The sequence below is a fragment of the Streptococcus hyointestinalis genome (assembly GCF_011039275.1).
GTDB lineage: Bacteria > Bacillota > Bacilli > Lactobacillales > Streptococcaceae > Streptococcus > Streptococcus hyointestinalis_A.
Genome location: NZ_JAAKGB010000001.1, coordinates 1922636 through 1948312, shown reverse-complemented (window position 1 = coordinate 1948312; position 25677 = coordinate 1922636). Strand labels below are relative to the sequence as shown.

General features: G+C 40.3%; 30 protein-coding genes and 2 pseudogenes. 26 read left to right on the top strand and 6 right to left on the bottom strand.

Annotated elements, in window-relative coordinates; translation table 11 throughout:
• Positions 1-121: 121 nt before the first annotated feature.
• The 7 genes and pseudogenes from G5B60_RS09660 to G5B60_RS09630 all read left to right on the top strand — a co-directional run bounded on the left by G5B60_RS09660 (position 122) and on the right by G5B60_RS09630 (position 6958).
• Positions 122-1318: a phosphoglycerate kinase gene (locus tag G5B60_RS09660; protein ID WP_164683803.1), complete on the top strand. Its 1197-nt coding sequence runs from the start codon at positions 122-124 to the stop codon at positions 1316-1318.
• Between the two features lie 109 nt (positions 1319-1427).
• Positions 1428-1958: an FUSC family protein gene (locus G5B60_RS09655; protein WP_164683802.1), complete on the top strand. Its 531-nt coding sequence runs from the start codon at positions 1428-1430 to the stop codon at positions 1956-1958.
• 75 nt (positions 1959-2033) lie between these two features.
• A complete protein-coding gene (locus tag G5B60_RS09650) occupies positions 2034-2405 on the top strand; it encodes a MerR family transcriptional regulator (protein WP_115271076.1) in 372 nt (123 codons plus the stop codon).
• Between the two features lie 30 nt (positions 2406-2435).
• Positions 2436-3782 (top strand): type I glutamate--ammonia ligase, encoded by a 1347-nt coding sequence (glnA, locus tag G5B60_RS09645; protein ID WP_115271074.1) that lies wholly within the window; start codon positions 2436-2438, stop codon positions 3780-3782.
• Between the two features lie 189 nt (positions 3783-3971).
• A pseudogene (locus G5B60_RS09640) lies at positions 3972-4154 on the top strand (lactococcin 972 family bacteriocin); the annotation flags it as partial.
• A gap of 108 nt (positions 4155-4262) precedes the next feature.
• Positions 4263-6320, top strand: coding sequence for a hypothetical protein (locus tag G5B60_RS09635; RefSeq protein ID WP_164683801.1), 2058 nt, complete (start codon positions 4263-4265; stop codon positions 6318-6320).
• Complete coding sequence (locus G5B60_RS09630) at positions 6317-6958, top strand: ABC transporter ATP-binding protein (RefSeq protein ID WP_164683800.1); 642 nt, start codon at positions 6317-6319, stop codon at positions 6956-6958. Before G5B60_RS09635 ends, G5B60_RS09630 begins: the two co-directional genes overlap by 4 nt.
• Before the next feature lie 13 nt (positions 6959-6971).
• Here G5B60_RS09630 and rnjA read toward each other — a convergent pair whose 3' ends face one another.
• Together rnjA and G5B60_RS09620 are read right to left on the bottom strand one after the other, a co-directional pair.
• A complete protein-coding gene (gene rnjA / locus G5B60_RS09625; protein ID WP_164683799.1) occupies positions 6972-8711 on the bottom strand; it encodes a ribonuclease J1 in 1740 nt (579 codons plus the stop codon).
• A 1-nt stretch (position 8712) separates the two neighbouring features.
• Positions 8713-8943 (bottom strand): DNA-dependent RNA polymerase subunit epsilon, encoded by a 231-nt coding sequence (locus tag G5B60_RS09620; RefSeq protein ID WP_115271070.1) that lies wholly within the window; start codon positions 8941-8943, stop codon positions 8713-8715.
• A 180-nt stretch (positions 8944-9123) separates the two neighbouring features.
• Between G5B60_RS09620 and tsaB the strand changes: the two genes are divergently transcribed.
• The 5 genes from tsaB to G5B60_RS09595 all read left to right on the top strand — a co-directional run bounded on the left by tsaB (position 9124) and on the right by G5B60_RS09595 (position 12351).
• Positions 9124-9816 (top strand): tRNA (adenosine(37)-N6)-threonylcarbamoyltransferase complex dimerization subunit type 1 TsaB, encoded by a 693-nt coding sequence (gene tsaB, locus G5B60_RS09615; protein ID WP_164684275.1) that lies wholly within the window; start codon positions 9124-9126, stop codon positions 9814-9816.
• The gene (rimI, locus tag G5B60_RS09610; protein ID WP_164683798.1) at positions 9800-10213 is read left to right on the top strand and encodes a ribosomal protein S18-alanine N-acetyltransferase; all 414 of its coding nucleotides are present in this window, start codon (positions 9800-9802) and stop codon (positions 10211-10213) included. The genes tsaB and rimI overlap by 17 nt, the downstream gene beginning before the upstream one ends.
• 9 nt (positions 10214-10222) lie before the next feature.
• A complete protein-coding gene (gene tsaD / locus G5B60_RS09605) occupies positions 10223-11236 on the top strand; it encodes a tRNA (adenosine(37)-N6)-threonylcarbamoyltransferase complex transferase subunit TsaD (RefSeq protein ID WP_164683797.1) in 1014 nt (337 codons plus the stop codon).
• 100 nt (positions 11237-11336) lie between these two features.
• A complete protein-coding gene (locus G5B60_RS09600) occupies positions 11337-12041 on the top strand; it encodes an AzlC family ABC transporter permease (RefSeq protein WP_164683796.1) in 705 nt (234 codons plus the stop codon).
• Complete coding sequence (locus tag G5B60_RS09595; RefSeq protein ID WP_164683795.1) at positions 12025-12351, top strand: AzlD domain-containing protein; 327 nt, start codon at positions 12025-12027, stop codon at positions 12349-12351. Before G5B60_RS09600 ends, G5B60_RS09595 begins: the two co-directional genes overlap by 17 nt.
• On the opposite strand, the gene G5B60_RS09590 is transcribed toward G5B60_RS09595, so the two are convergent.
• Positions 12340-12741: a MarR family winged helix-turn-helix transcriptional regulator gene (locus G5B60_RS09590; protein ID WP_164683794.1), complete on the bottom strand. Its 402-nt coding sequence runs from the start codon at positions 12739-12741 to the stop codon at positions 12340-12342. The genes G5B60_RS09595 and G5B60_RS09590 overlap by 12 nt on opposite strands.
• Before the next feature lie 94 nt (positions 12742-12835).
• On the opposite strand from G5B60_RS09590, the pseudogene G5B60_RS09585 reads away from it, so the two are divergent.
• Positions 12836-13861 (top strand): annotated as a pseudogene (locus G5B60_RS09585) (threonine aldolase family protein).
• Positions 13862-14232: 371 nt separating this feature from the next.
• Here the strand turns inward: G5B60_RS09585 and G5B60_RS11800 are convergent.
• From G5B60_RS11800 to G5B60_RS09570, 3 genes are all read right to left on the bottom strand, one after another.
• A complete protein-coding gene (locus G5B60_RS11800) occupies positions 14233-14418 on the bottom strand; it encodes a hypothetical protein (RefSeq protein WP_241154530.1) in 186 nt (61 codons plus the stop codon).
• Positions 14419-14512: 94 nt separating this feature from the next.
• A complete protein-coding gene (locus tag G5B60_RS11645) occupies positions 14513-14635 on the bottom strand; it encodes a hypothetical protein (RefSeq protein WP_277423797.1) in 123 nt (40 codons plus the stop codon).
• A gap of 380 nt (positions 14636-15015) precedes the next feature.
• Positions 15016-15789, bottom strand: coding sequence for a DeoR/GlpR family DNA-binding transcription regulator (locus G5B60_RS09570; protein WP_164683793.1), 774 nt, complete (start codon positions 15787-15789; stop codon positions 15016-15018).
• 265 nt (positions 15790-16054) lie between these two features.
• On the opposite strand from G5B60_RS09570, the gene lacA reads away from it, so the two are divergent.
• The 13 genes from lacA (at position 16055) to G5B60_RS09505 (ending at position 25589) form a co-directional block, all read left to right on the top strand.
• Entirely contained in the window at positions 16055-16480 is a 426-nt protein-coding gene (gene lacA / locus G5B60_RS09565) for a galactose-6-phosphate isomerase subunit LacA (RefSeq protein WP_164683792.1), read from the top strand.
• A gap of 16 nt (positions 16481-16496) precedes the next feature.
• Complete coding sequence (lacB, locus tag G5B60_RS09560) at positions 16497-17012, top strand: galactose-6-phosphate isomerase subunit LacB (RefSeq protein ID WP_164683791.1); 516 nt, start codon at positions 16497-16499, stop codon at positions 17010-17012.
• Between the two features lie 11 nt (positions 17013-17023).
• Positions 17024-17956 (top strand): tagatose-6-phosphate kinase, encoded by a 933-nt coding sequence (locus tag G5B60_RS09555; RefSeq protein WP_164683790.1) that lies wholly within the window; start codon positions 17024-17026, stop codon positions 17954-17956.
• A 6-nt stretch (positions 17957-17962) separates the two neighbouring features.
• Positions 17963-18955, top strand: a complete 993-nt coding sequence (lacD, locus tag G5B60_RS09550; RefSeq protein WP_164683789.1) for a tagatose-bisphosphate aldolase — start codon at positions 17963-17965, stop codon at positions 18953-18955.
• Positions 18956-19326: 371 nt separating this feature from the next.
• Entirely contained in the window at positions 19327-19623 is a 297-nt protein-coding gene (locus tag G5B60_RS09545) for a hypothetical protein (protein ID WP_164683788.1), read from the top strand.
• Positions 19624-19876: 253 nt separating this feature from the next.
• Positions 19877-20068: a hypothetical protein gene (locus G5B60_RS09540; RefSeq protein WP_164683787.1), complete on the top strand. Its 192-nt coding sequence runs from the start codon at positions 19877-19879 to the stop codon at positions 20066-20068.
• Positions 20069-21154 (top strand): replication initiator protein A, encoded by a 1086-nt coding sequence (locus tag G5B60_RS09535; protein WP_164683786.1) that lies wholly within the window; start codon positions 20069-20071, stop codon positions 21152-21154.
• Positions 21148-21324, top strand: coding sequence for a hypothetical protein (locus G5B60_RS09530; RefSeq protein ID WP_164683785.1), 177 nt, complete (start codon positions 21148-21150; stop codon positions 21322-21324). Before G5B60_RS09535 ends, G5B60_RS09530 begins: the two co-directional genes overlap by 7 nt.
• 2 nt (positions 21325-21326) lie before the next feature.
• Positions 21327-21608: a thiopurine S-methyltransferase gene (locus G5B60_RS09525; RefSeq protein ID WP_164683784.1), complete on the top strand. Its 282-nt coding sequence runs from the start codon at positions 21327-21329 to the stop codon at positions 21606-21608.
• A complete protein-coding gene (locus G5B60_RS09520; protein WP_164683783.1) occupies positions 21605-21829 on the top strand; it encodes a helix-turn-helix transcriptional regulator in 225 nt (74 codons plus the stop codon). Before G5B60_RS09525 ends, G5B60_RS09520 begins: the two co-directional genes overlap by 4 nt.
• Positions 21830-22116: 287 nt before the next feature.
• Positions 22117-22452, top strand: coding sequence for a hypothetical protein (locus tag G5B60_RS09515; RefSeq protein WP_164683782.1), 336 nt, complete (start codon positions 22117-22119; stop codon positions 22450-22452).
• Complete coding sequence (locus G5B60_RS09510; protein ID WP_164683781.1) at positions 22449-23276, top strand: LPXTG cell wall anchor domain-containing protein; 828 nt, start codon at positions 22449-22451, stop codon at positions 23274-23276. The genes G5B60_RS09515 and G5B60_RS09510 overlap by 4 nt, the downstream gene beginning before the upstream one ends.
• Positions 23277-23354: 78 nt before the next feature.
• Positions 23355-25589 carry an LPXTG cell wall anchor domain-containing protein gene (locus G5B60_RS09505; RefSeq protein ID WP_164683780.1) on the top strand — a complete coding sequence of 745 codons (2235 nt, stop codon included), beginning with the start codon at positions 23355-23357 and terminating at the stop codon, positions 25587-25589.
• Positions 25590-25677: the final 88 nt, after the last annotated feature.

The window sequence follows — 25677 nt, the reverse complement described above, 5'->3', positions numbered from 1 at the left end:
GCTAGTAGCAGAAGCCAGAGATTTTCTCTGGTTTCTTTTTTTATTCTATATTCTTTTTAGAAACTTTGTGAAAAATATGGTATAATAAAACGGTAGAAAAAATTATAAGGAGTCTTTACTAATGGCTAAATTAACTGTTAAAGACGTGGATTTGAAAGGTAAGAAAGTCCTCGTTCGTGTTGACTTTAACGTTCCTTTGAAAGATGGCGTTATTACTAACGATAACCGTATCACAGCTGCTCTTCCAACAATCAAATACATTGTTGAGCATGGTGGACGTGCTATTCTTTTCTCACACCTTGGACGTGTTAAAGAAGAAGCAGACAAAGCAGGTAAATCTTTGGCACCTGTAGCTGCTGACTTGTCAGAAAAACTTGGTCAAGAAGTTATCTTCCCAGGTGTTACACGTGGTGAAAAATTAGAAGCTGCTATCGCTGACATGAAAGATGGCGATGTTCTTCTTGTTGAAAACACTCGTTTTGAAGATGTTGATGGCAAGAAAGAATCTAAGAACGACCCAGAACTTGGTAAATACTGGGCAAGCCTTGGTGATGGTATCTTTGTTAACGACGCATTTGGTACAGCTCACCGTGCACACGCTTCAAACGTAGGTATCTCAGCTAACGTTGATAAAGCAGTAGCTGGTTTCCTTCTTGAAAACGAAATTGCATACATCAAAGAAGCTGTTGAAAACCCAGTTCGTCCATTTATTGCGATCCTTGGTGGTTCAAAAGTTTCAGACAAGATCGGTGTTATCGAAAACTTGCTTGAAAAAGCTGATAAAGTCCTTATCGGTGGTGGTATGACTTATACTTTCTTCAAAGCACAAGGTATCGAAATTGGTAACTCTCTTGTTGAAGAAGACAAACTTGATGTGGCTAAGTCTCTTCTTGAAAAAGCAAACGGTAAATTGATCTTGCCAGTAGACTCTAAAGAAGCAAACGCTTTTGCAGACTACACTGAAGTGAAAGATACTGAAGGCGAAGCTGTTGACCCAGGTTTCCTTGGTCTTGATATCGGTCCAAAATCAATCGCTAAATTTGACCAAGAATTGACTGGTGCTAAAACAGTTGTTTGGAATGGTCCTATGGGTGTCTTTGAAAACCCTGATTTCCAAGCTGGTACTATCGGTGTGATGGACGCTATCGTTAAACAACCAGGCGTAAAATCAATCATCGGTGGTGGTGATTCAGCTGCAGCTGCTATCAACCTTGGTCGTGCAGATAAGTTCTCATGGATCTCTACTGGTGGTGGTGCTTCTATGGAACTCCTTGAAGGTAAAGAACTTCCAGGTCTTGCTGCCCTTACAGACAAATAAGATAAGTTAAAAGAGTTGCTTATGCAACTCTTTTTCTTGTGGGAAATAGCCTTTTTGTTTTGGTCAAGTTATGTTAGAATAGAACTAATCAAAAAGGTTAGGATTATTTATGTTAAAAAAATACAAGTTTTCTCCTGATAAGTTTCATCTAGGCATGCGGACGGTCAAGACTGGACTTGCTGTTTTTATTGTTCTGTTGGTCTTTCATCTCTTTGATTGGGAGGGCTTGCAAATTGGTGCTCTGACGGCTGTTTTTAGCTTGCGTGAGGATTTTGATAAGAGCATTCACTTTGGAGTGTCCCGTATCGTTGGCAATAGCATTGGTGGTCTTTTGGCTTTAATCTTTTTTCTCCTCAAGATTTGGTTTCACGAAGCTTTCTGGGTGACGCTCTTTTTTGTCCCGATACTAACCATGCTCTGTATCATGATCAATGTCGCTATTGACAATAAATCTGGTGTCATCGGAGCAGTAGCTGCTCTACTCATCATCACACTTTCTATTCCAACGGGGAATACCATTTTATACGTTTTTGCGAGGGTCTTTGAGACCTTCTGTGGGGTTTTTATTGCTACTTTGGTCAATACCGATGTGGACTGGTTGCGCCAGCGATTTCTCAAAAAGAAAACCAAAGAAAAATGATGTTATAAAATATAACATAAAGTCTTGACAGAATGCCATAAAGGTTTTATAATGAAGTAGTGAAAGGAGGACATCATGAAAGGTAAGGAATTACGTCGTAGTATGGCAGTTTTCTCCATTGGTGCTGTCATGAAGTTAACAGATTTATCGGCTAGGCAGATTCGTTACTATGAGGATCAGGGTTTGATTTCCCCAGAGAGAACGTCTGGAAATCGCCGCATGTTCTCATTAAATGACATGGATCGTCTGCTAGAGATCAAAGACTTTCTGGATGAGGGGCTTAATATTGCAGCAATCAAGCGGGAGTATGCTGACCGCAAGGATCGCAATTTGCAAAAGCAACAGGCTCTGACAGACGAGGACGTCAGACGTATCTTACGTGATGAACTCCAAAATCAAGGTCGCTTTGCGACTCCTTCACAAACCATTGGTAAAGGCCGCTTTTAGGCGTTAGTGCAGTAAATCTAAGGAGAGAAGATGGCAATCACAGCAGCAGACATTCGTCGTGAAGTAAAAGAAAAAAACGTAACCTTTTTGCGTTTGATGTTTTCAGATATTGCAGGAACACTTAAAAATGTTGAAATTCCAGCAACACAAGAGCAACTAGATAAGGTCTTGTCAAACAAAGCTATGTTTGATGGCTCTTCTATCGAAGGGTTCGTTCGTATCAACGAATCTGACATGTACCTCTACCCTGACTTGGACACATGGACAGTCTTTCCTTGGGGTGGTGAAAATGGTGCTGTGGCAGGCTTGATTTGTGATATTTACACAGCAGAGGGTGAGCCATTTGCAGGAGACCCTCGTGGAAACCTCAAACGTGCCCTTAAACACATGGAAGAAGTTGGTTTCAAATCCTTTAACCTTGGTCCAGAGCCAGAGTTTTTCCTCTTTAAATTGGATGAAAAAGGTGAACCAACGCTTGAAGTGAACGACAGAGGTGGTTACTTTGACTTGGCACCAACTGACCTTGCGGACAACACACGTCGTGAGATTGTTAATGTCTTGACAGAAATGGGCTTTGAAGTGGAAGCAAGTCACCACGAAGTGGCTGTCGGTCAACACGAGATTGACTTTAAGTATGCTGATGTTTTGAAGGCTTGTGACAATATCCAAATCTTTAAGCTGGTTGTTAAGACTATCGCTCGTAAACACGGTTTGTATGCAACCTTTATGGCAAAACCAAAATTTGGTATCAACGGTTCAGGTATGCACTGTAACATGTCTCTCTTTGACCAAGAAGGCAACAATGCTTTTTACGATCCTGAGGATCCTCGTGGTATGCAATTGTCTGAGACAGCTTACGCTTTCTTGGGTGGTTTGATGGCGCATGCTTACAGCTTTACAGCTATCATGAACCCAACGGTTAACTCTTACAAACGTTTGGTTCCTGGCTATGAAGCCCCTGTTTACATCGCATGGGCAGGACGTAACCGTTCACCACTTATCCGAGTACCTGCTTCTCGTGGCATGGGAACACGTCTTGAGTTGCGCTCAGTTGACCCAACAGCTAACCCATACCTAGCGCTTGCTGTTTTGCTTGAAGCTGGACTAGATGGTATTAAAAATAAAATTGAAGCGCCAGCTCCAGTTGAGTCTAACATCTACGTGATGTCACCTGCTGAGCGTAAAGCTGCTGGTGTCGTAGACCTCCCATCAACACTTCACAACGCTCTTAAAGCTCTTGAGGAAGACGAAGTGGTTAAAGCTGCACTTGGTAACCACATCACAACCAACTTCCTTGAAGCAAAACGTATCGAGTGGGCAAGCTACGCTGCCTTTGTCTCACAATGGGAAATCGATAACTATTTAGACTTGTATTAAAATACAAAAGATTGAATCAAAGGCTTCAATCTTTTTTTGATATTATTTCTTAAAAAAACTTTACAAAAAGCGTTTTCATGATATAATGAAGGTGTTAAGAGGAGGTTTTTCCAAAATTCACTGTTGATGTTTAAATATTTTTATTTTCTTTGATGTATAATATTTTAAAAAAAGGATGTTTATTATGGTGTTGGTTGGAATGGAACCTTTGGTTTTTCAGACTACCATCATCCTAGCCGTTCACATAAGGCGAGTGTTCGTAACAGTCAATCAGGTTATATCAATAGTCAACGTGCAGCTGCTGGCAACTGGGCACGCTCTTCACTTAGTAAAATCCCACCAACAGGCTTGGAATACTTTTATGGATTTTAAAATCAATAATCAGATAGGTTAAAAGCAAAGTCACCTCCATTAACACAGGGATTTAAAAGTGAGTGTTAATAGTGAGGTGACTTTTTAGACTATCTAAGGAGGGGAGCGATGAAGAAAGCCTTACTTCTTATCTTAGCAACCATTATGGCTTGCCTTAGTTTTTTAGTGACTAACTTTTTCAAAACGCAAGAGATGGTACGTGTTAATGCTATTGAATCAACACTTTATACAACGTCTTTCTATATTCGAGATAGTGGTAAATCTCAAGAAGAGTTATTAACTTTTTTTGAGCAATTAGCTAAACGTTATCATGTGTCAATTGTCAAAACAGATAGTCAAGAGGATACTGTTATTAAATCGGGTGTTTTTGATGAGGCGACTTTTCCTGTATCTAATTTTGGGCTAACTCATCTTGACTTTGATAAATATCCTGATGGCATTTACACCAATGAACCACTAAAAAGGCGCATAGGCACTATTTCTGTTTTTCTAGATGCCAAGAAAGTTCGACTTCAGCAATTGTCATCTTATTTCAAGAATCAAGCCAACTCTACTAATGGGAGTTACACCATAACTTCGACGTCATCCTACTCTAAAGAAGATATTTTAAATGATATTTCAACTTTTTTAGGAGTGACTACTAAGGAGTTGACTGAACAAAGAACCTTTATAAAAGTGGGTTATGTTAATCAACAAGTGATTATCACCGTCATCATTTTGGTCATTTTAGGTGTTGTTCTTTTACTTGGTATTTTTATCTATCCTTTAACGCAAATGAAAGCCATTGGGATTATGAAAACACTTGGTTATAGTAATCTTGGTATCTTCATTGATTATCTTAAGCCACAAGTGTTAACCTTGATTCTAACAAGCCTTGTTATTGACTTTTGTTGTAGTTTTCTAAAAGCAAAGCCACAATATTATATGATGGGCTTAATATGGAGTCAATTTATAGTGCTTCTTTTATTCGCTTTACTGACCTTACTTGTATTCTCCTTTATTCAAACCATCACAATCTCTGCTATGTTAAGTGGTTTTAATGGTTATAAAGTTGGAGAATATGTTGGCTATGCTGTTAAACTGTTTATGATTGGCGTTGTTGCTTTCTCTAGTTTGATAGCTATCCCAACCCTAAAAGACCTAAAGTCTGCACGAGATAAGTATACTGTTTGGCATCAGTATGCGTCTAACCTTGTAACGATAGACGCTTATAAGTTAAGCGACCAGTTGAATAATGCGATGATGAGTAACGAAGAAGTGTTTAACAGTTACTTTGCAGAACTTTATAAGACGCTAGAAAAAGAGGTAGGTGCTTACTATATTCGCTATGATGAGTTATCTTCGTCAAAGCTTCCTATCATGTCTGTTAATAAAAATTATTTACAACATATTGGCCTATCTGTAGATAATGATAAAACAGATACAAGAGTTTTTTTACTCCCAGAAAGTCTTAAATCACAAGAAGAGAATATCAAAAAACAATTGAGCCAATATGCAGTTTCCTTGTTAGCTTATGAGCAACAGGAAAAAGCAAGTGTATCTGTGAAGATAGACTATTATGCACAGCAAAAGAAAGTCTTTTCTTTTAATGATTTATCTAATCAACAAGTTACCAATCCGATTTTCTTGTTAGTTACTGATAATTTAGCGTATGAAGAGGCAGCCTATTTGTCAACAACTGGTCTTAACAGTCCTATCAAGTTTACAAGTAGCAGTCAAAATATTGCTAAAGCTAAACATATAGTCACATCTATAAATGATGGGACTGATATTAAGTGGTCTTCTCTATCAAGTATTGCACAGACAAATATTTCAGCATTGGAAGATGGTCTGAAAAATCTTTTGGGCTTAGCTAGTATTTTTGTCGCTTTAAACCTAGTTGTTTCCTATTTCCTAACAACTATTTTATTGCGGTGCAAGCACCAATATCTCAATACAACACGTTTATTGGGATGGCGACTTTATGATAGGTTCAAACTTTTAATCACAATACTTATAACGAGTTATTGTATTCCTATCTGTGCTTTATTATTCCTGTCGCCAAGTTTTGCAGTTGTAGAATTATTTGGACTTTATAGTATTTTTGATTTTATTGTCCTTATTTTACTAATAAGTCGCAGTGAGAAAAAACAGTTAGCAGATAATCTAAAGAGAGGTGTAATATGATAACAGTTGAACATTTAACAAAGCGTTATGGCACAAGAACAGTTATTGATGACCTATCTTTTACTATTACATCTGGAGAAATGTTGGCAATAGTTGGACCTAGTGGTTGTGGAAAAACAAGTTTGCTTAATATTTTAGGGCTTATAGATAGTGACTATATGGGAAATTATACTTTTAAGCAAATGACAAATATCAAAGCCAATACCATGCGTGCTCAAAAAATAATACGCTATGATATTAGTTATCTTTTTCAAAATTTTGCCTTGATGGATAATGCGACTATAAAGAAAAATTTGGAATTGGCTCTGAGATACGAAAAGTTATCTCAAAGTCAAAAACAAGAAAGAATTGCCCAAGCACTTGATAAAGTTGGATTACCTAATCGAGAAAAAGATTTTGTAGCGACATTATCTGGAGGAGAACAACAGAGAGTCGCTATTGCACGTGCTATGATTAAACCGAGTCAATTGATTTTAGCGGATGAGCCAACAGGTTCTTTAGATGAGGACAATAAACACTTGGTTATGTCTTTGTTAAAGACCTTGCAAGAACAAGGAAAAACCATTGTACTGGTTACGCATGACTTGGAAATTGCTAGTGCTTGTGACAGGATTTTATATCTAGGTTCAAAAAAATAGCAAGTAATTCTTGCTATTTTTGTTTTTTCTTATTTGCTTTTTTATGTGGTTTTGAGGTCTTTTTTTGTGGTTGTGGTTTATCTGGTGTCAATACCATAGGAATGATAATAGGCTCACGCTCTGTACGTTCGTAAAGGAAGGGACGTAGAGCATTGACAATGGCACCGTTGACCGATTGGATGCTGGCTTCTTTATTTTTAAGAGCAATCCGAATGGCATTAAAGAGGATGCGTTGGCTTTCTCTGATGAGGCTTCCAGACTCACGCATGTAGATGAAACCACGGCTGAGAATGTCAGGACCTGCTAAAATCATCTTAGACTTGAAGTCGACAGTAGCAACCGCTAAAACGACACCATCTTCTGATAAATCACGGCGATCACGCAAGACAGCAGCTCCGATATCACCGATACCATTACCATCAACATAGATGTCTTGGGCGTTGAAATGCCCAGCACGGCGTGCGCTATCTTTAGTGAGGGCAAGCACGTCACCATTTTCCATGATAAAGATATTATCCTTTGGCACACCGACGTCTTGAGCGAGGCTGGCATGAATCTTTTGCATGCGGTACTCACCGTGAACAGGCATGAAGTATTTTGGCTTAATCAAGCGCAGCATGAGTTTTTGCTCTTGCTGACCACCGTGTCCAGAGGTGTGGATGTTGTTAATCTTACCGTGGATAACCTCAACACCTGCTTCTTGGATGGTGTTGATAAGTTTGTTGACACTTGTAGTATTTCCTGGGATAGGGCTAGATGAGAAGATAACCGTGTCCCCAGGCTGTAGTGAGACTTGGCGGTGCATGCCGTTTGCGATACGGGCAAGAGCTGCCATCGGCTCCCCTTGGCTACCGGTACACATAATCATCACTTCGCTGGCGTGGTAATTTTTAAGCTCACTTGGCTCGATGAAAGTCCCTTTTGGCACTTTGATGTAACCAAGCTCAATACCATTGACAATCGCCTTTTCCATAGAGCGTCCAAAGACAGCAATTTTACGTCCTGTCTTGACCGCAGCGTCAGCGGCTTGCTGCAAGCGGAAGATGTTTGACGCAAAAGAGGCAAAGATGATACGCCCGTGGATGCCCTCGATGATTTTCATAATGGACTGTCCAACGACTTTTTCCGAATTGGTAAAGGTTGGAATCTCAGCGTTGGTCGAGTCTGATAGGAGACAGAGGACGCCTTCCTCGCCCAGCGCAGCCATTTTGTGAAGATCAGCTGGCTCACCAACTGGTGTAAAGTCAAACTTGAAGTCACCTGTACAGACGATTTTTCCTTGAGGCGTGTCAATCACGATACCCAAAGGCTCTGGGATAGAGTGGGTCGTTCTAAAGAAAGTAACGCTCAAGTTTTTAAAGGTCAACTCAGTATTGGCGTTGATTTCATAGAGCTTAGCGTCACGCAAAAGCCCATGCTCTTCTAGCTTACCACGGATAAGCGCTAGCGCTAGCGGTCCAGCATAGACAGGGATATTAGCTTGCTTGAGTAAAAATGGAATACCACCGATGTGATCCTCGTGACCGTGCGTGATGACAAGAGCCTTGATACGGTCTTGGTTTTCAACGATATATGAGTAATCCGGGATGACATAGTCAATCCCAAGGAGGTCATCTTCTGGGAATTTGATACCAGCGTCTACGATGATAATCTCATCTTGATACTCAATGCCGTAGGTGTTTTTACCGATTTCCCCTAGACCACCAATGGCGTAGACTCCGACCTCCTCTGGTTTTAAATGTATTTGTGACATATTAGAGCTCCGTTATTTGAAAAACGCCGGTTTCTTTTTCGTATTCTAAATGTTTGTCAGACAATAATTCGATAAACTCGACGTTGTAAGAAGTGTTTTCTTCGATACGTTTGCGAGCGATGATACGTCCTTCAAGTTCGCTTGAAGCATCAATGTCCAAGTAAAGGGCTTTTGTTTGCTCACGACGTGGGCTGCGGTCTTTTGACTCTTGATAAAAAACTTTGTAAATCATGTCAATCCTTTCTAATATCAAAACGGTTCATCAAGCTACTACAAATCTATCAAGCCCCAAGAGGGACTTGATAGCTATCTATAAAATAAAGAAATGGAGTAGTTGATTTCACCTTGATTCGTTGCAATTATCCCAATTATATCATAAAATAATAGAGACAATCAAGTGTAAGGGAAGTTAATCATGAAAGTTTTATCCTTTGATAGCTCTAATAAAGCTTTATCTGTCGCTATTTTGGACAATGAGTCCATGCTGGCAGAGACGACTATCAACATCAAAAAAAATCATAGTATCAGCCTCATGCCGACCATCGATTTTTTAATGGCGTCTGTAGGTCTAGAGCCGCAAGATTTGGAGCGTATCGTTGTGGCAGAGGGTCCTGGGTCTTATACGGGCTTACGTGTGGCTGTTGCAACCGCTAAAACGCTGGCTTATACGCTAGGTATTGAGTTAGTTGGAGTGTCTAGTCTTTATGCGCTTACGGCTTGTGGGAAGGCAGATGAGCTTATCGTGCCTATCATAGATGCGAGACGTCAGCATGTCTATGCAGGCTTTTACCGCAATGGCAAAGCGCAAAGAGAAGATGCCTACATGTCCTTTAGCGATGTGCTCTCAAGTCTAAAAGACGAGGAAAAAGTGCACTTTGTAGGGGAAGTCGACGCCTTTAGAGAGCAGATAGCAAAAGCTCTTCCAGAAGCGCAAATAACAGAGACCTTGCCGTCAGCTGTTTTGATTGGACGTTTAGGCAGTCAGCTCTCACCCGTTGATGTGGATGCCTTTGTCCCACAGTACCTGAAACGTGTCGAAGCTGAGGAAAATTGGCTCAAAGACCACACAGAATCAGAGAACACCCACTATGTCAAACGTGTGTAAGGAAGAAAGAGCTAGAGCTGTCTTTGAGGTGCTAACAGACGTTTACGACAGCTCACCTTGGACTTATGAGCAGGTTCTAGCAGATATGACAAAGCCTGACACGGATTATTTTTTTGTTTATGAAGACAAGGTAATCGTTGGTTTTTTGTCGCTACAGCAGTTGGTGGGTGAGTGCGAGTTGACCAATATTGCCATCAAAAAAGCCTATCAAAAAAAGGGCTATGGCAAGCTCTTGCTGGAAAAACTAGCTAACGTTGCCTGCCCGATATTTTTAGAAGTGCGTGCATCGAATAGCCGTGCACAAGCCTTGTACCAGAAGGCAGGTTTTGAGGTGATTGGCAAGCGTCGCAACTATTATCATAATCCAGTTGAAGACGCTATTATTATGAAACGATGAGGAGAAAACATGCGTAAAGATCGCTATATTTTAGCTGTTGAGAGTTCTTGTGACGAGACTAGCGTTGCGGTGATCAAAAATGACACTGAGCTGTTAAGTAACATTATTGCCAGTCAAGTGGAGAGTCATAAGCGCTTTGGTGGGGTCGTGCCTGAGGTGGCGAGTCGTCATCATGTCGAGGTCATCACCACTTGTTTTCAAGACGCTTTGAGTGAGGCTGGGCTTAGAGCTTGTGACTTGGATGCGGTTGCTGTGACTTATGGACCGGGGCTTGTGGGGGCTCTCCTTGTGGGCTTGTCAGCTGCCAAGGCTTTTGCTTGGGCAAATCATCTGCCACTGATTCCTGTCAATCACATGGCTGGACATCTCATGGCAGCAAGAGTCGAAAAAGAGCTTAGTTATCCGCTTCTAGCGCTCCTTGTGAGTGGCGGGCACACCGAGCTTGTCTATGTCGAGCGTGAGGGTGACTACAAGATTGTCGGTGAGACACGTGACGATGCGGTTGGTGAGGCTTATGACAAGGTTGGTCGTGTCATGGGGCTGACTTATCCCGCAGGACGTGAGATTGACCAGTTAGCTCATCAAGGCGTGGACAGGTATGATTTTCCACGTGCTATGCTTAAAGAAAATAATCTTGACTTTTCCTTTTCTGGGCTCAAGTCAGCTTTTATCAATCTCCATCACAATGCTAGCCAAAAAGGTGAGGAGCTCTCTAAAGAAGACTTAGCAGCCTCATTTCAAGCAGCTGTGCTTGATATTTTGATGGCAAAGACTAAGAAAGCGCTGCAGGATTATCCTGTTAAAACCTTGGTGGTTGCTGGTGGTGTCGCTGCCAATCAAGGCTTGAGAGAGCGCCTAGCGCAAGAGATAACAGATATTGATGTCGTCATTCCTCCGCTGCGACTCTGTGGGGACAATGCTGGCATGATTGCCCTAGCAGCTGCTGTTGAGTACAAGAAAGGAAATCTTGCCCCCCTTTCTCTCAATGCTAAACCAAGTTTGACCTTTGAGCGCCTAGACTAAAGACGAAAGCCCTTCACATTTAGGTGAAAGGGCTTTTAGCGTGTTTACATCAGTAACACTCTATGTTATAATAGACGAAATATTCTGAGAAAGGAAAGAAATGGAAGCATTAACGTTCAATCAAGGTGTGAAAGCGTCTCTTCCAACGGCTTTAGGCTATGTGAGTATTGGGATAGCTTGTGGTGTTGTAGGCGCTAGCTCTGGTATAAGCCCGCTTGAGATGGGCTTGATGAGCGCTCTCGTTTATGGAGGGAGTGCGCAGTTCATCATGTGCGCACTGCTTGCAGCACATGCCCCGGTGTCCTCTATCGTCTTGACCGTTTTTTTGGTTAATCTGCGCAATTTTCTCATGAGCCTTCATGCGACGACGATTTTTGAGAAAGCCTCGCTACTAGACGGTATCTTTATCGGCTCTTTGATAACAGATGAGAGCTACGGGGTTCTGCTCAATACTTACACGCACCAAAAACGCATAGCGCCTATCTGGATGCACGGCAACAATGTGACGGGCTACATCACTTGGGTCTTGTCTGTTTTTATCAGCACGATTTTGGGACAATACATCCCAAATCCAGAGCAGTTTGGGCTAGACTTTGCCTTAGTTGCCATGTTTGTGGCAATCTTTGCTGCACAGTTTGAAGCCATCGTTATCACGACGACGATCAAAAAGATTGTAGCTGTTTTAGGTGCTGTTGCGCTTTCTTACTTTATCTTAGCCAGTCTGGTGTCTGAGTCCATGGCTGTTCTTTTAGCGACCTTGATTGGTTGTTTTGTGGGGGTGTCTTATCATGAGCGTGTCGAGTGAGGTTTTAGTCGTTATTCTCTTATCAGCAGTGGTCACCTGGTTGCCGAGAGTAGCGCCCTTTCTATTGACCAAGTATCAAAAGTTGCCAGATAGCCTTATTCGCTTTCTAGATTATCTGCCGATTTCTATCATCTTTGCCTTGCTGCTCTCAAGTGTCATGACTGAGAAGGTCGGGCAATTGCCTAGTCTTGATATACTGACTTTTCTAGCGGTTATTCCCACCTTGTGGGTGGCAGTTCGCTATAAAAACATCCTCTTATCCGTCCTTGTCGGTGTGCTTGCCATGGCACTTTTGCGGTTAATAGGTTAACTTTGCAAGGAGAAGCTCGAGGGCTTCTTTTTCCTCATCCGTCAAATGGCTGAGCAGCTTATCAGACTGCTGCTGTTCATAGGCGTGGAGCTTCGGATAGATGTCTAGGCTCTTTTGTGTGGGGTAGATACGCTTGATTTTCTGATTGTGAGCGTCCTTTTCAAGAGTCAAATAGCCCTGCTTGACCAATTTTTGCACGGCACGAAAGCTAGTTGTTCGGTCAATTTGAATGCTATCTGCCAGCTCATTTAAAAAGAGCCCTGGTGTTTCACAGATACGGATGATGTAGATGAAAAGATTGTTATTGAGCCCCATTTCTTTAAAATAGCGATTGGAGTCCATCTGGATGGTGCGTGTAATTGCCCCTATAGTACGAATGGTTGTAAACATAAGTCCTCTTTTTTCTTTAGTTTATCAAAAAAAGATTGCTTTTGCAATAAAATGTGTTATAATATATTGTAAATACAACAAAAAGGAGAGAGACATGCTACATTTTGAAAATGACTACAATAAAGGAGCCCACCCAAAATTACTACAAGCTTTAGTTGAGACCAATAATCAAGCCCAAGCAGGCTATGGCATGGACTAGTACAGCCAACAGGCAGCGCAGAAAATCAAGCAAGCCTGTGCTTGCCCGCAAGCCGAGGTGACTTTCCTAACAGGTGGCACCCAGACCAATCAAGTGGTGATTGACAGCATGCTGTCCTCTTATGAGGGGGTCATCGCAGCAGAGAGTGGGCATGTTGCCGTGCATGAGGCAGGTGCCATTGAGTTTACAGGGCACAAGGTCTTGACACTTCCAACGGAGGATGGCAAGATTCACAGCAGCCAGCTTGAGCGCTATATCAGTGATTTTTATGCGGATGGCAACCATGAGCACATGGTCTTTCCAGGCATGGTTTATATCTCTCATCCGACAGAGTACGGAACGCTCTACAGCAAGGAGGAACTTGAAGCCCTCTCTAAAGTATGTCGTGCCTACTCCATTCCCCTCTTTTTGGACGGCGCACGCTTAGGCTATGGTTTAGCCAGCAGGGAGAGCGACCTTGATTTGAAGGCAATAGCAGAGTTGACAGACGTCTTTTACATCGGAGGGACAAAGCTAGGTGCTCTTATGGGAGAGGCAGTTGTCTTTACCAAGTCCAACCAGCCTAAGCATTTTACCACCATTGTCAAGCAGCACGGTGCCCTGCTAGCTAAAGGGCGTTTGTGTGGTGTGCAGTTTGACGCTTTCTTTACAGATGATTTGTATTTAGAGATTGGACGTGAGACCTTGGCACTTGCCGAGCAACTAAAAGCCATTTTAAAAGAAAAAGGCTACCGCTTTTACTTGGAGTCTCCAACCAATCAACAGTTCATCATCATCGAAAACCACAAGCTAGAAAGCTTAGCAAAGCAAGTCGCCTATAGCTTCTGGGAAAAGTACGACGACAATCACACCGTTATCCGTCTAGCTGTCAGCTGGTCAACCACACAAGAAGACATTGACGCACTAAAGGCGATTTTATAAAGTCAAAAAAGCTGGTTGATCAGCTTTTTTTTGGTGTTAATAATCAGTAAAACCTCGCTAGGTGTGTCACGAAGATTACACAAAAGCTTTTTATCACATTGGTACAGGATAGTTTTGTCTTAGTTGAGATGGTGATATTTTATGTTTCAACTATTCTTTACTAACCCGATTTCCGTTTTTTAGAAATGTAACGACATTGTCTTTTAGTGCCTCGAAATTTCCCTGAAAAGTAGCAATTTAATTGTCATTCCAAGCCCATTGCTGAGCGAGAGATTGGAATGATAGCCGTTCATAGGTAGAAACATGTGAAGAGCGAGCACTGATGTTCATTTGTTGGCGTTATAAAAAGGGTGCTTTTTAATCAGATTTATCTAAATGATAGTAGCCTTGCTGTAAATAGCAGGGTAAAGCACTTTTCCAAATCTCTCTTGCTTTGGTTGCTCAACTATCATTTTGAGGCTGTTTGGGTCAGCTATGCCTACGGGTCCTTTTGGGGAATACTTGCCAATAACCATAACATTGATTTTGATGATATCTTCAGCAGATAGGTATTTCATTTATCCATTAGCTCTTTCAGTAATTCATCGTATTGGTTCATGGCTTTTTCTAATTCCTTATCGAAATCAAATTTTGATTCAGCCTTTCGGATGATTACGTTATGCCTGAAGTGACAAATTCAGTTTTTTCCTCAATTTCAGAGCCAAGGGCTTCTTTGACAGCATTAGAGATAGTAATCACAGCGCTATTTCTGGCTTTATGAAGAACGATATTCATAGTATATACTTCCTGTATTTATAGATACATATGTAATAGATATACCGAAAATAAAAGGATATACACGTTGTTTTGTAATGACAATCAATAAGATAAATTTTGATAATTATGGTTCAATTTTTGCCTGTTTTGATAGAAAATTCACCTTATTTGATTGAAATTAGTTCACATTAACTCACATTGGGTTTTTAGAAATCTATTCAAACGTTGATTTTAATTATCGTGGGACAGCATAGGCGAGTAACACAATAGGCTTCATGTAAATCATTTTAAAACACATTCTAAAAAAATTTTGAACTAATTTGTATAAAATATCAGAAAGCCTTTGATAGATTTGAAAAGTTATTGTCACATAACAATAGTTTATATTTTGGTTGTGATTAGTACTCTTGTGCCACTATAACATCTGTTAGCCGAGAAAATTTGTCTTTGTTTTCATTTGCTACAGCAAAATCAGTTATTATGTGATTAATATTGCTGATACTATAAAAATCGTAAAAGTCGTACTTATCAAATTTTTTATGGTCAATTAGTAAAAAAGTTTCAATAGCGTTATCAAGGGCAATGTGTTGAATTTTCCCTTCGTTTTCGCTATATGTGGCTATAGAATTACCGAAGATACCGTTAGCACTAACGAAAGCTTTTGAGAATTTAAGATTTTGTAAGTAGTTAGCAGTTAAGGATCCAACAAAAGCACCTGTAATATCACGATATTCTCCACCCGTTAAGATTAGATCAATGTTTTTATGTTTGTTCAAAATATTAAAAACAGGCAGACTATTTGTTATAACTCTAATGTTTTTAGAAACTAATTCGTTGGCAAAATGTTCAAGTGTAGTTCCCGGTCCAATAAAGATTGTCTCACCTTCTTGAATAAATGAGCTAGAAAGTTTTGCAATAGCGCGTTTTTCCTTGATTTGAAGTTCTTGCTTTTCAGTATTTGATTTTTCGTATTTAATTTTAACTTTTGGACTATTGATACTTTGTGCACCACCGTGAATGCGAATAAGTAATCCGTCTTTATCGAGTTCATCTAGGTCACGTCGAACAGTCATATCTGAAACGTTTAACTTTTTAATGATATCAGTAACTGTAATGATACCTTTAGTATTGACTTCTTCAAGAATCCATTGCAAGCGTTCTTTTTTTATCATAGATAATCTCCCATCTTTATAATGTCATCTTAACTTTCATATTATCATAAAAAAAAGGCAATCTCAACATACAAAAAAGAACGAAAGCGAACATGTTTTTAGCAAAAATGTTTATATTAATGCCAAAAATAGTCTAAAAACGAAAAAACAACAAAAAGCAAACGACAATGTGTTGACAAATGTTTGTTTATGGTGTTATTATATAAACATAAAAACGTTTTTAAGAATTTATCTAGGTAAAAAAGAAAAATTTTGAGGTATTAAAATGATAGTTATTCTTGGTTCAGATGCCGCAGGTGAAACTTTGAAAAATATCATCAAAGATTACTTGCTTTCAAATGATTATGATGTTAATGATGTAACGGATGTAACTAAAGATTTTGTTGATAATACGCTTGCTGTAGCCGCTGGTGTTAATGCGGCTGAAGGTAATCTTGGTATTATGATTGACGCTTATGGTGCAGGAAGTTTCATGACTGCGACAAAAATCAAAGGTATGGTTGCTGCCGAAGTTTCAGATGAACGCTCTGCTTATATGACACGTGCACATAACAATGCTCGCATGATTACTATGGGTGCAGAAATTGTTGGTGTTGAATTAGCTAAAAATATTGCTAAAGGATTCTTGGAAGGTTGCTATGACGGTGGTCGTCACCAAATCCGTGTTGATATGTTGAATAAAATGTGTTAGGAGCGAGGAAGATAACATGAAAATTGCAATTGGATGTGACCATATCGTAACGACTGAAAAAATGGCAGTGTCAGATTTCTTGAAATCAAAAGGCTATGAAGTTATTGACTGCGGGACTTATGACCATACACGTACGCATTATCCTATCTTTGGTAAAAAAGTCGGCGAAGCTGTAACAAGTGATCAGGCTGAATTAGGTGTTTGTATCTGTGGTACGGGAGTTGGTATTAACAACTCCGTCAATAAAGTCCCAGGCATTCGCTCAGCTTTGGTCCGCGATATGACAACGGCTATTTATGCCAAAGAAGAGTTAAATGCCAATGTCATCGGTTTTGGAGGAAAAATCACAGGTGAATTGCTTATGTGTGATATTATCGAAGCCTTTATCAAAGCTGAGTACAAACCAACAGCAGAAAATAAAGCTTTGATTGAAAAAATTTCACAAGTCGAAACGGTTAATGAAAACCAATCATCACCAGATTTCTTTGATGAATTTCTTGAAAAATGGGACCGTGGCGAATATCACGACTAGGAGAAAAAGAGATGATTCTTACCGTAACATTGAATCCGTCAATTGATATTTCTTATCCGCTTGATGAGCTAATTTGGGATACGGTCAATCGTGTTTCTGAAGTTAAGAAAACAGCAGGTGGTAAGGGCTTAAATGTCACACGTGTACTGTCAGAAATTGGTGATAATGTAACTGCGACAGGCTTTGTCGGTGGCAAGTTGGGCGACTTTTTAACGAGTAGCCTTGATCAAAATGACATTCAACATCGTTTTTTCAAAATTCATGGCGAAACCCGCAACTGTATTGCAATTTTGCATGAAGGATTGCAAACGGAGATTTTGGAAGCAGGTCCGATGATAGATAAAGATGAGGCAGATGGTTTTCTTAATCATTTTCGCTATCTTTGCCCATCCCATGATGTCATTACGATTTCAGGAAGTCTTCCAGCAGGTCTTGAAAATGACTATTATCAAAAAATCATTGAACTTGCGAATTCGCAAGGCAAGAAAGTGGTTTTAGATTGTTCTGGTAAGGCTTTGGAAGCTGTTTTAACAAGTGGTGACAAGCCGTTTGTCATTAAGCCAAATACAGAAGAATTATCACAACTTGTCGGAAAAGAAGTGACTGATGATGTGAATGAGTTAAAAGAAATCTTGCAAGATGAGTTATTTGCAGGGATTGAGTGGGTGGTTGCCTCACTGGGGAGCAGAGGTACTTTTGCGAAACACGGAGATAAATTTTATCGTGTGACCATTCCAAAAATCGATGTGGTCAATCCTGTCGGGTCTGGTGATTCAACGGTGGCTGGTATTGCGTCAGCGATTATCCATAATCTTTCCGATGAAGATTTCTTACGTCATGCTAATGCTCTTGGCATGCTAAATGCTCAAGAAAAAATGACAGGTCATGTTAACATGGCAAATTACGAAAATTTATTTAATCAAATTCAGGTAGAAGAGGTATAAGAAAAAATGGTATTAACACAAGAAAAACGTAGACTACTTGAGAAACTTAGCTGTGATGGTGTGATTTCTGCTTTGGCATTTGACCAACGTGGAGCGCTTAAACGTATGATGGCAAACTATCAAACAGAAGAACCAAGCGTTGAACAAATCGAACAATTAAAAGTATTGGTTTCAGAAGAATTGACACCATATGCGTCATCTATTCTTCTTGACCCTGAATACGGTCTACCTGCTAGCAAAGTTCGTGACAATGCAGGGCTTTTGCTCGCTTATGAAAGAACAGGCTATGATGCCACAACGGTAAGTCGCTTACCAGATTGCTTGGTAGAATGGTCGGCAAAACGTCTTAAAGAAGAAGGTGCAGATGCAGTAAAATTTTTACTTTACTATGACGTTGATGGTGACGAATACGTTAATTTTCAAAAACAAACTTACATTGAACGCATTGGTGCGGAGTGTAAAGCAGAAAGTATGCCATTCTTCCTTGAAATTTTGACATATGACGAAAACATCATTGATAATGAAAGTGTAGCATTTGCCAAAGTAAAACCACACAAAGTTAATGAAGCAATGAAAGTTTTCTCTGATGATCGCTTTGGTATTGATGTGCTCAAAGTTGAAATCCCAGTTAATATGAAATATGTTGAAGGATTCACAGACGGTGAAGTGGTTTATACAAAAGAAGAAGCTGCTAAAGCTTTCAAAGACCAAGAAGCTGCAAGTCACTTGCCATATATCTATCTTAGCGCAGGTGTTTCAGCAAAGCTTTTCCAAGAAACTTTAGTATTTGCGGCTGAATCAGGTGCCAAGTTTAACGGTGTCCTTTGTGGACGTGCTACTTGGGCAGGTTCTGTACAAGTTTACATTGAAAAAGGCGAAGCTGCGGCGCGTGAATGGCTAAGAACACAAGGACGTAAAAACATTGAAGAACTTAATGAAACCCTTACCCAAACAGCCAAATCATGGAGTGAGAAAGTTGTAGAATTGAGTATTGTTTAATATAATGTATCAAACTTCTTTTATTTATTGAAATATGGTCATTCAGATAAACATTATTATTTGACTTTGTTATTAACCATCAATAAAATTTTTTTATTACTTTAGAATCATGAAGTTGGGCTGTCAACGTTATTTGAAGAAAGTGATATTCAGAAAGTAGGTATCAAAGCACTTTTATTGATAGCGTTAAATAAGGGAAAACTCCTTATTGTTATATTTTTTAAAACGGTTTGAAATGAACAAAAAGGTAAAAAAATAACAAGTAAGTGTCTAGAGTTTCGGGAAAAGTAAAATTAAATATCTTGTAACTTAAGAGAACGATCATCGTTCTCTTTTTTCGTTGCCTAAAACCAATGAAAGGGCATAAAACAATGTTAAATAATCTAGAAATTGTCATGGATATTGATACTTTAGAAATCTTTGAAGTGATCGATTTAGATGAGCAGGATAATGTTAATACAGCTGAAGAAGACGCTTCTGAAGAGAAACAGTCCATTCCACATGATGACTTAGACAATATCTATCTTGGAAATAGCTATTATTATAAATACTCTTGCTTTTTGTGGAAAGTTGTTAAGGACGATATCGTCCAAGCTCTAAGTCTTGAAAATAAACATGGGATTTATTCCTATCGCATACATGCTAGAGATGGTACCTTTAGCTGCTGAAATATGGTTAGGAGAGGAACTACATATATGAAACAAGTATTTCCAAATAAGAAAATAATTAAAAACAAGGACACACATTTATGATGACAATACTAATGACAGCAGGTTTACTCATTATTTTAGTAGGGAGCGTATTTACCATTAGCTGGCTCTGCTGTAGCCATCAAATACGTTTTCAAAATGGTTATGATAGTGAATTAAAGAGCGACTATCAAACAATGATACAACACTCAAAAGCGGAAAGGAACATTGGATGAGAGAAAAACAAACAAGAAGCTCAGTGTCGCAGCTGACAAAGAACATGATGATTATAGACCTCATGAAACAAACAGGCTGGACAAGAGATAGAGCAGTTGCCGCTATCGAAGAATTAGAGAGAATCCGTCTCGTTCATTTTCCTAGCCAAGGCGGCTTAAGGATAAGGACGAATGTGGAGGTGAATTAGATGTCTGTCAGTAGAGATATTACAATCCATCAATTGGAAACCCAGAAATTTCATCAAGTACCTCAGCTTTTTTCGAGACGTATTGAGCGTAAGTGGGATTCAAAGAACAAGTGTTTGATTGAAATTTGTTACACCAGTCCTTATGTGAAAATGTCATCGGATGCTAAGTTGGCTTATGGTATCTTTCTTGATCGTTGCCAATTAAGTATTTATTCCTATCAACAAGGGAATAAAGATTATGTTGATGAAAACGATGCGGTCTTTATGTTTTATACGGTTCAAGATTTGATGAAAGTATTAGATAAATCTAAAAATACCGTTTTAAAAATCAAGAAAGAATTGATTTCACTCGGTCTTCTTCGGGAAGTCCGTCAAGGGAAAAATCAACCCAATCGTCTCTATCTTCAAAATGTTGATGCAACTTCTCAAATGACAGAGTATTATGACGAAAATAATGTTCTCCTTAAACGATTTGATTATTTTGGGAATATTCTTTATGAGAAACAAGAGTTATCCACAGAAGAGACGCAAATGGTTGATATAAGCGGAAGTTCAAAAAATGAACCTCCAAAGGGTGGTCCAAATTTTGAGCCTCACGAGGTGCAAGATTTGAACCCAAGTAATACTAATATAAGTCAGACTGAGAATAAATATATTAATAGTTCTAGAAAGAGCGAGAAAAATTCGGAAGAATTTTCTCCCTCCCTTGGAACTGACGATATATCATCCAAAGAAAAAGCTGAAAAATATATTCCACCACAGTATTATTCTCTCTTAGCTGTTATTGCAGATGAATACAACGGTAAATTCTGTCAACAAGACTTATTTACTGGTGAATTTCAAAACTATAGTTTAACACATAAGCAAAAAATGATGATTGGACAATTCTTAGCAGAAGGTTACGTGACAAGTAAAGAAGTGCTTAATCTTATCAATCGCATGCCGTATGACTGTCAATCGCCTTTAGCCTACTTGATGCGTAGTTTAGAAAATCTTAAAGAAGAACGGCGCTTAGAAGCTAAAATCGTAGCTCATAGACAAGCTAGGATGAAATACGGAGAACTAGAGGAGGATTCCAAATGCTAGAAGATGAATTTAAACAGTTTCCACGTGGATTACTAAACTTTGGTAGAAGTCCAAAAGAAGTGTTTATTACTGTTCCCAAAGCTGTTTTTGAGCAACCACCTGAAGAAAAAAATAAAGCTCTTAAGGAGCTGGAGGAAGATATGGAGAACTTTAAAGAAGGAGGCAACTAACAATGGGATTATTTAATAAACCAGATATTCAAAAACATACGGTTCAAATGCAGTCAGAGCTTAAACCTGTCCAAGAAATTGAAATGGTGATTGAGTATTTTGACCAAACGAGTGAAACTATTTTACTAATTCATAATTTAGAAGAGCTTCAACAACAAATCTCTCTATCTCTAGGAGCAGCGAATGCTAGTATGAACTTTCCTGAAGCTACCCCACCTTTGTCCCTTAATCCACGATGGATTAAGAAGATCACTTACAAAGTGAAGGGAGGTGATTCCATGTGACAAAGGTACTTCAAAATCGAGTAAAAGAGCTTCGTAAACAAGCTAATTTTACTCAACAGGAGTTATCAGATCAACTTGGCGTAAAGCGTGAAACAGTATCCAATTGGGAAACAGGAAAGAATCATATCAGTCTAGCTAACATTGCAAAATTATCACAGCTATTTCAAGTCCCAATCGAGGAACTACTTAAGCGAGAGGATGAATCTGACTCTTTTCTCTAAAACACAATTGACCGTGATGTCATAAAACTAATAGACCTTTGACAACTCAATACAAGGCTTGCCCTGATACAGCGTGACTATGGATAAAAAAGAAATGAGGGCGAGTAGCTAGCTAGAAAAGAATATCTAGCCCAGTCACCGTAACGAAAAAGCATGATTTTATCAAAAATCATAAGCTGAAGGAGTAGAGGTTCCTAGACTATAAACCCAGCGTATAAAACACCGAGATAGGTTTACGAATCTATCCAGCACGGCGTGAATCGCCTTTCAACTTCAAGGAGAAATCTATGACAGATGAAAAACAAACAGTTCGCCTAAGGGACTTAAGAAACTTAGGGAAACAAGGTGGTGCTACGGCACGTTTGGATGATGGGACAGACCTCATCCTGAAGCCTGATTATGCGGTTAAACAAGCAAGGGGTTATGTTGACGGTGTCCTAAGAGATGTCGAATTTCACCTCAGATACAAAAGTATTTACGACCGTATTCGCACCATTAAAAGAGATGGTCACATCGTGGCCAGAAAAGTTAGAAGTTCTTCTAAAGTTGAGCTTCGTTTAACTGGGAAAGGTTATCGACCTTATTCCCCTCAAACACCAAAAAAGAAAGGGTTCATATCATGACAAAAAAACAATTACTCGCAACTCTTGCAACCTCAACGCTTTTGCTATCTTCTACTGGAGTTGCTCTAGCTGATGAAGTGACACCAGTTGACCCAACAGCACCCTCTACAGAAGTGGTGACACCGTCAACAGGAACAGAAGCGTCAACAGACGTTACAACACCTTCTACAGAAACGCCAGCGACAACACCTAGCGACAGTGGCTCAACAACGACTCCAACGGTTCCAGTAGACCCAACAACACCTTCGACAGATCAAGGTAAAGATAATGCTGGTGAGAATGTCACCGTCCCAGGCTCTGAAAGCCAAGGCAAAGACAACGCAGGTGAAAACGTTGATCCCCAACCCGCTCCAGACAATCAAGGTAAGGACAACGCAGGTGAGCAGGTTGATCCTAATACAGGCAATACCACTGTCCCAACCACGGACGGCGGTACTGCACAAGTGACCCCTGACAAAACAGTGCCAATCAATAACCCAAGTGTATCAGCTGATACAGCTACCAAGGCTGGTGCTTCACAAGTAGGGACAACCTCAACAGTGACTGGTCAAATAGTTCAAAACGTGACCGCACAAGCCCCAGTAGTCACTAATAGTGGCGCTACCATTGTGAGTACAAAAGACGGTCAATTGGTTCTGTCAGATGGCTCTACAGTGACTCCAGAAACGGTTGGGGCAACAATTAACAGTGATAAAACCATCACCGTCACGAAAGCTGACGGGACGAAGGCAACACTTCCCGAAGCAGGAGAAGCTGGTAGTAGCTTAGCGGTTCTTGGTGGTGTTTTATTAGGAGCTGCGGCTTGGCTCTTTCGTAAAAAATAAGCCTAAAGGCAATCAAAACTCAGGATGTGACCGTAATGTCCTTAAACTAAAATTTTAAAAGAAAAAGGAGAATCCCTCATGGTTCAAAATAACAAAAACATTTTCTCAATCCGCAAATTCAAAACAGGCACTCACTCAGCTTTAATTGCTAAGTATGGTATTGTCCTAGCTACGACTGTAGCCCTTATGGGAGCAGGTGCTGCCTCAGCTGATGAGCTAACAAGCACACCAGCCCAAGCAACAACTGAGCAAGTTAGCCCAGCTACTGCTGCAGCTACGACTACAGGAAGCACAGCCCAGCCACAAACAGCTGTTACCAGTGACATTCCAACTTCTGTCCCAGCTAATACGCCCCAAGACCAAGCCGTAACAGCGGTTGATAAGGCACAAGAAACCCTTAAGGATAACGTGGCAACGGCACAAGAAACGGGTGTTGTGGTCAAAGAGGGAGACACACAGGAGGTTGTCATCAATGATAACAACGCAGCTGATAAAACCTCTGAAGTGCTAGCTGACCTCAATAAGCAAGATCAAGCTGTTAAAGAAGCGACCGCTAAACAAGCGGATAATCAAAAAGCCTACGAAGAAACCAGTGCTGAACATGAAGCGGTAACCAAAGAAGGGCAAGAGGCCTTAGACAAGTCAACCGCTGAGGTAGAGCAATTGATTGAACAGGCTAAACAAGCAGGATTGATTGTCACAGATACTACAACAGATCAAACACCAACCTATAAAGACCTCAAGGGTCTCACAGGTGATGAGCTACGTCAAGCGATGGCTGGCAACCTCAAGCTCTACAAGGAAGCCATTGCAGCAGGACTCGCTATCCAAGGAAAATCCGTTGAGGAATTGAAACAAGCTCTTGCTCTCTATCAAGCCAATCAAAAGGCTTATACCGAAACGAAGACAAGTCGTGATTTAGCTGTTTCAGAAGGCCAGTCCACTCTCAAAAAAGCAACGGCAGCTTTAGACGAACAACTTGCTATTGCGAAGAAATATGAGTTAGCTGTAACAACAGCCACTTCTGATAAAACACCAAGTTACAAAAATCTTAAAGGTTTGACAGGAGACGCTCTACGAGCAGCGATGGCTGAGAATCTCAAACTCTATACGGCAGCCGTCAAAGCAGCTGCAGATGCTATGAATTTCTCAACGTCTGATATGAAAAAACAAATTGATGCTTATGCGGCAGCTCTTGCCGATTATCAAAAAGGTATTGGCACAAACACAGGTCTTAAATGGCAAAATGGTGTTATCTTAGAAGCCGGTCCTGGTGCTACTAAGATGACAGGTGCTGAGAATGTGGTTAGCTTTGCGGATGGCAGTCTTAAAGCGGCAGCCATGTATGCGACACAAGGTAATAATCTAGACCAAAATACAGATGCCAACTTCGAGAACATCTTTAAAATTGATGGGACAGGTACTATCCTTGTCAAGAACACGACTAATGGGGATGTGACCTTGACCTTCTCAGAAATCAATAGCCCTTACAATACAGGAACCTATGTGGCTATCTGGGGTGACGATAATGGTGGCATCGCTTGGTCTGTCTTTGCCCTCTATAGCGGAGCTGCTCAAGGAGGCGCTGGTGAGTCTGCATCCGGTAGCGGTTCTGGCATCGGAGGACGTATCCTTAACTACGTCTATGCTTACAAAGTGCAAGCAGTTACTTCTAACGATGTCTCTGTGGTGACCTTCAACGACATCGATAACAAACAAACCATCAATGTTTCTGGACTGGATGGTGCCGCTATTGAAACCGGAAAGAATGTCACAGGTTCAGGGACCACTTACAGTTCTGGCGCAGGGGATAAGTCCCAAGCCTCTGCAGGTGTCCTAGATTCTAACGGTGTGGGATGGACTTTTGACACTGCTAAGAAACAAGATTTTACAGTTGTTCACTCCGTGGATGGTAAGAATACTTCAATTGTTGGGGGTATCTTTGGGGTAGCCAGTGAAAAGCCAAAAGAGCCTAAGAAACCAGAGCTTACCGCAACTAAAGCGACGGTTAATGCTCCAGCAGCACCAGAAGCACCAAAACCAATTGCTGTGACAGTTCAAAAAGCAACAGTAACAGCACCAGAGGCACCAGAAGCCCCTGCACCAATTGAGGTAGAGGTTCACTATTACAAGATGACAACGACTCCATCACCTGAAACGCCAACACCAGCTAAACCACAAGCTCAAGCACCAGTGGCTAAACAAGCAGCGCTCCCAACGACTGGAGAAAATGACTCGTTCCTAGCTATCTTAGCAGGTCTTTTCCTCAGTGGAGCAGGCTTAATTGGAATCCGTCGTAAAAAACAAAACTAATAAACGTTAATCAACTATGCTTTAACACGCTAGAAGTCTAGGACACTTGTGCTGGGCTTTTAGTGTTTTTGAACTAATCAGGCTGCAA

Bases quoted from the DNA above. Each gene is read 5' to 3' on its own strand.
- G5B60_RS09555 (WP_164683790.1), top strand. From the start codon at position 17,024: ATGATTCTTACCGTAACATTGAATCCGTCAATTGATATTTCTTATCCG.
- G5B60_RS09620 (WP_115271070.1), bottom strand. From the start codon at position 8,943: ATGATTTACAAAGTTTTTTATCAAGAGTCAAAAGACCGCAGCCCACGT.
- G5B60_RS09540 (WP_164683787.1), top strand. From the start codon at position 19,877: ATGAGAGAAAAACAAACAAGAAGCTCAGTGTCGCAGCTGACAAAGAAC.
- rimI (WP_164683798.1), top strand. From the start codon at position 9,800: ATGTCAAACGTGTGTAAGGAAGAAAGAGCTAGAGCTGTCTTTGAGGTG.
- glnA (WP_115271074.1), top strand. From the start codon at position 2,436: ATGGCAATCACAGCAGCAGACATTCGTCGTGAAGTAAAAGAAAAAAAC.
- G5B60_RS11800 (WP_241154530.1), bottom strand. From the start codon at position 14,418: ATGAAATACCTATCTGCTGAAGATATCATCAAAATCAATGTTATGGTT.
- G5B60_RS09590 (WP_164683794.1), bottom strand. From the start codon at position 12,741: ATGTTTACAACCATTCGTACTATAGGGGCAATTACACGCACCATCCAG.
- G5B60_RS09510 (WP_164683781.1), top strand. From the start codon at position 22,449: ATGACAAAAAAACAATTACTCGCAACTCTTGCAACCTCAACGCTTTTG.
- G5B60_RS09525 (WP_164683784.1), top strand. From the start codon at position 21,327: ATGGGATTATTTAATAAACCAGATATTCAAAAACATACGGTTCAAATG.
- rnjA (WP_164683799.1), bottom strand. From the start codon at position 8,711: ATGTCACAAATACATTTAAAACCAGAGGAGGTCGGAGTCTACGCCATT.
- G5B60_RS09595 (WP_164683795.1), top strand. From the start codon at position 12,025: ATGAGCGTGTCGAGTGAGGTTTTAGTCGTTATTCTCTTATCAGCAGTG.
- lacA (WP_164683792.1), top strand. From the start codon at position 16,055: ATGATAGTTATTCTTGGTTCAGATGCCGCAGGTGAAACTTTGAAAAAT.
- G5B60_RS11645 (WP_277423797.1), bottom strand. From the start codon at position 14,635: ATGAATATCGTTCTTCATAAAGCCAGAAATAGCGCTGTGATTACTATC.
- G5B60_RS09545 (WP_164683788.1), top strand. From the start codon at position 19,327: ATGTTAAATAATCTAGAAATTGTCATGGATATTGATACTTTAGAAATC.
- G5B60_RS09570 (WP_164683793.1), bottom strand. From the start codon at position 15,789: ATGATAAAAAAAGAACGCTTGCAATGGATTCTTGAAGAAGTCAATACT.
- G5B60_RS09600 (WP_164683796.1), top strand. From the start codon at position 11,337: ATGGAAGCATTAACGTTCAATCAAGGTGTGAAAGCGTCTCTTCCAACG.
- G5B60_RS09505 (WP_164683780.1), top strand. From the start codon at position 23,355: ATGGTTCAAAATAACAAAAACATTTTCTCAATCCGCAAATTCAAAACA.
- G5B60_RS09535 (WP_164683786.1), top strand. From the start codon at position 20,069: ATGTCTGTCAGTAGAGATATTACAATCCATCAATTGGAAACCCAGAAA.
- G5B60_RS09630 (WP_164683800.1), top strand. From the start codon at position 6,317: ATGATAACAGTTGAACATTTAACAAAGCGTTATGGCACAAGAACAGTT.
- lacD (WP_164683789.1), top strand. From the start codon at position 17,963: ATGGTATTAACACAAGAAAAACGTAGACTACTTGAGAAACTTAGCTGT.
- G5B60_RS09660 (WP_164683803.1), top strand. From the start codon at position 122: ATGGCTAAATTAACTGTTAAAGACGTGGATTTGAAAGGTAAGAAAGTC.
- G5B60_RS09515 (WP_164683782.1), top strand. From the start codon at position 22,117: ATGACAGATGAAAAACAAACAGTTCGCCTAAGGGACTTAAGAAACTTA.
- G5B60_RS09655 (WP_164683802.1), top strand. From the start codon at position 1,428: ATGTTAAAAAAATACAAGTTTTCTCCTGATAAGTTTCATCTAGGCATG.
- G5B60_RS09650 (WP_115271076.1), top strand. From the start codon at position 2,034: ATGAAAGGTAAGGAATTACGTCGTAGTATGGCAGTTTTCTCCATTGGT.
- lacB (WP_164683791.1), top strand. From the start codon at position 16,497: ATGAAAATTGCAATTGGATGTGACCATATCGTAACGACTGAAAAAATG.
- tsaD (WP_164683797.1), top strand. From the start codon at position 10,223: ATGCGTAAAGATCGCTATATTTTAGCTGTTGAGAGTTCTTGTGACGAG.
- G5B60_RS09635 (WP_164683801.1), top strand. From the start codon at position 4,263: ATGAAGAAAGCCTTACTTCTTATCTTAGCAACCATTATGGCTTGCCTT.
- G5B60_RS09530 (WP_164683785.1), top strand. From the start codon at position 21,148: ATGCTAGAAGATGAATTTAAACAGTTTCCACGTGGATTACTAAACTTT.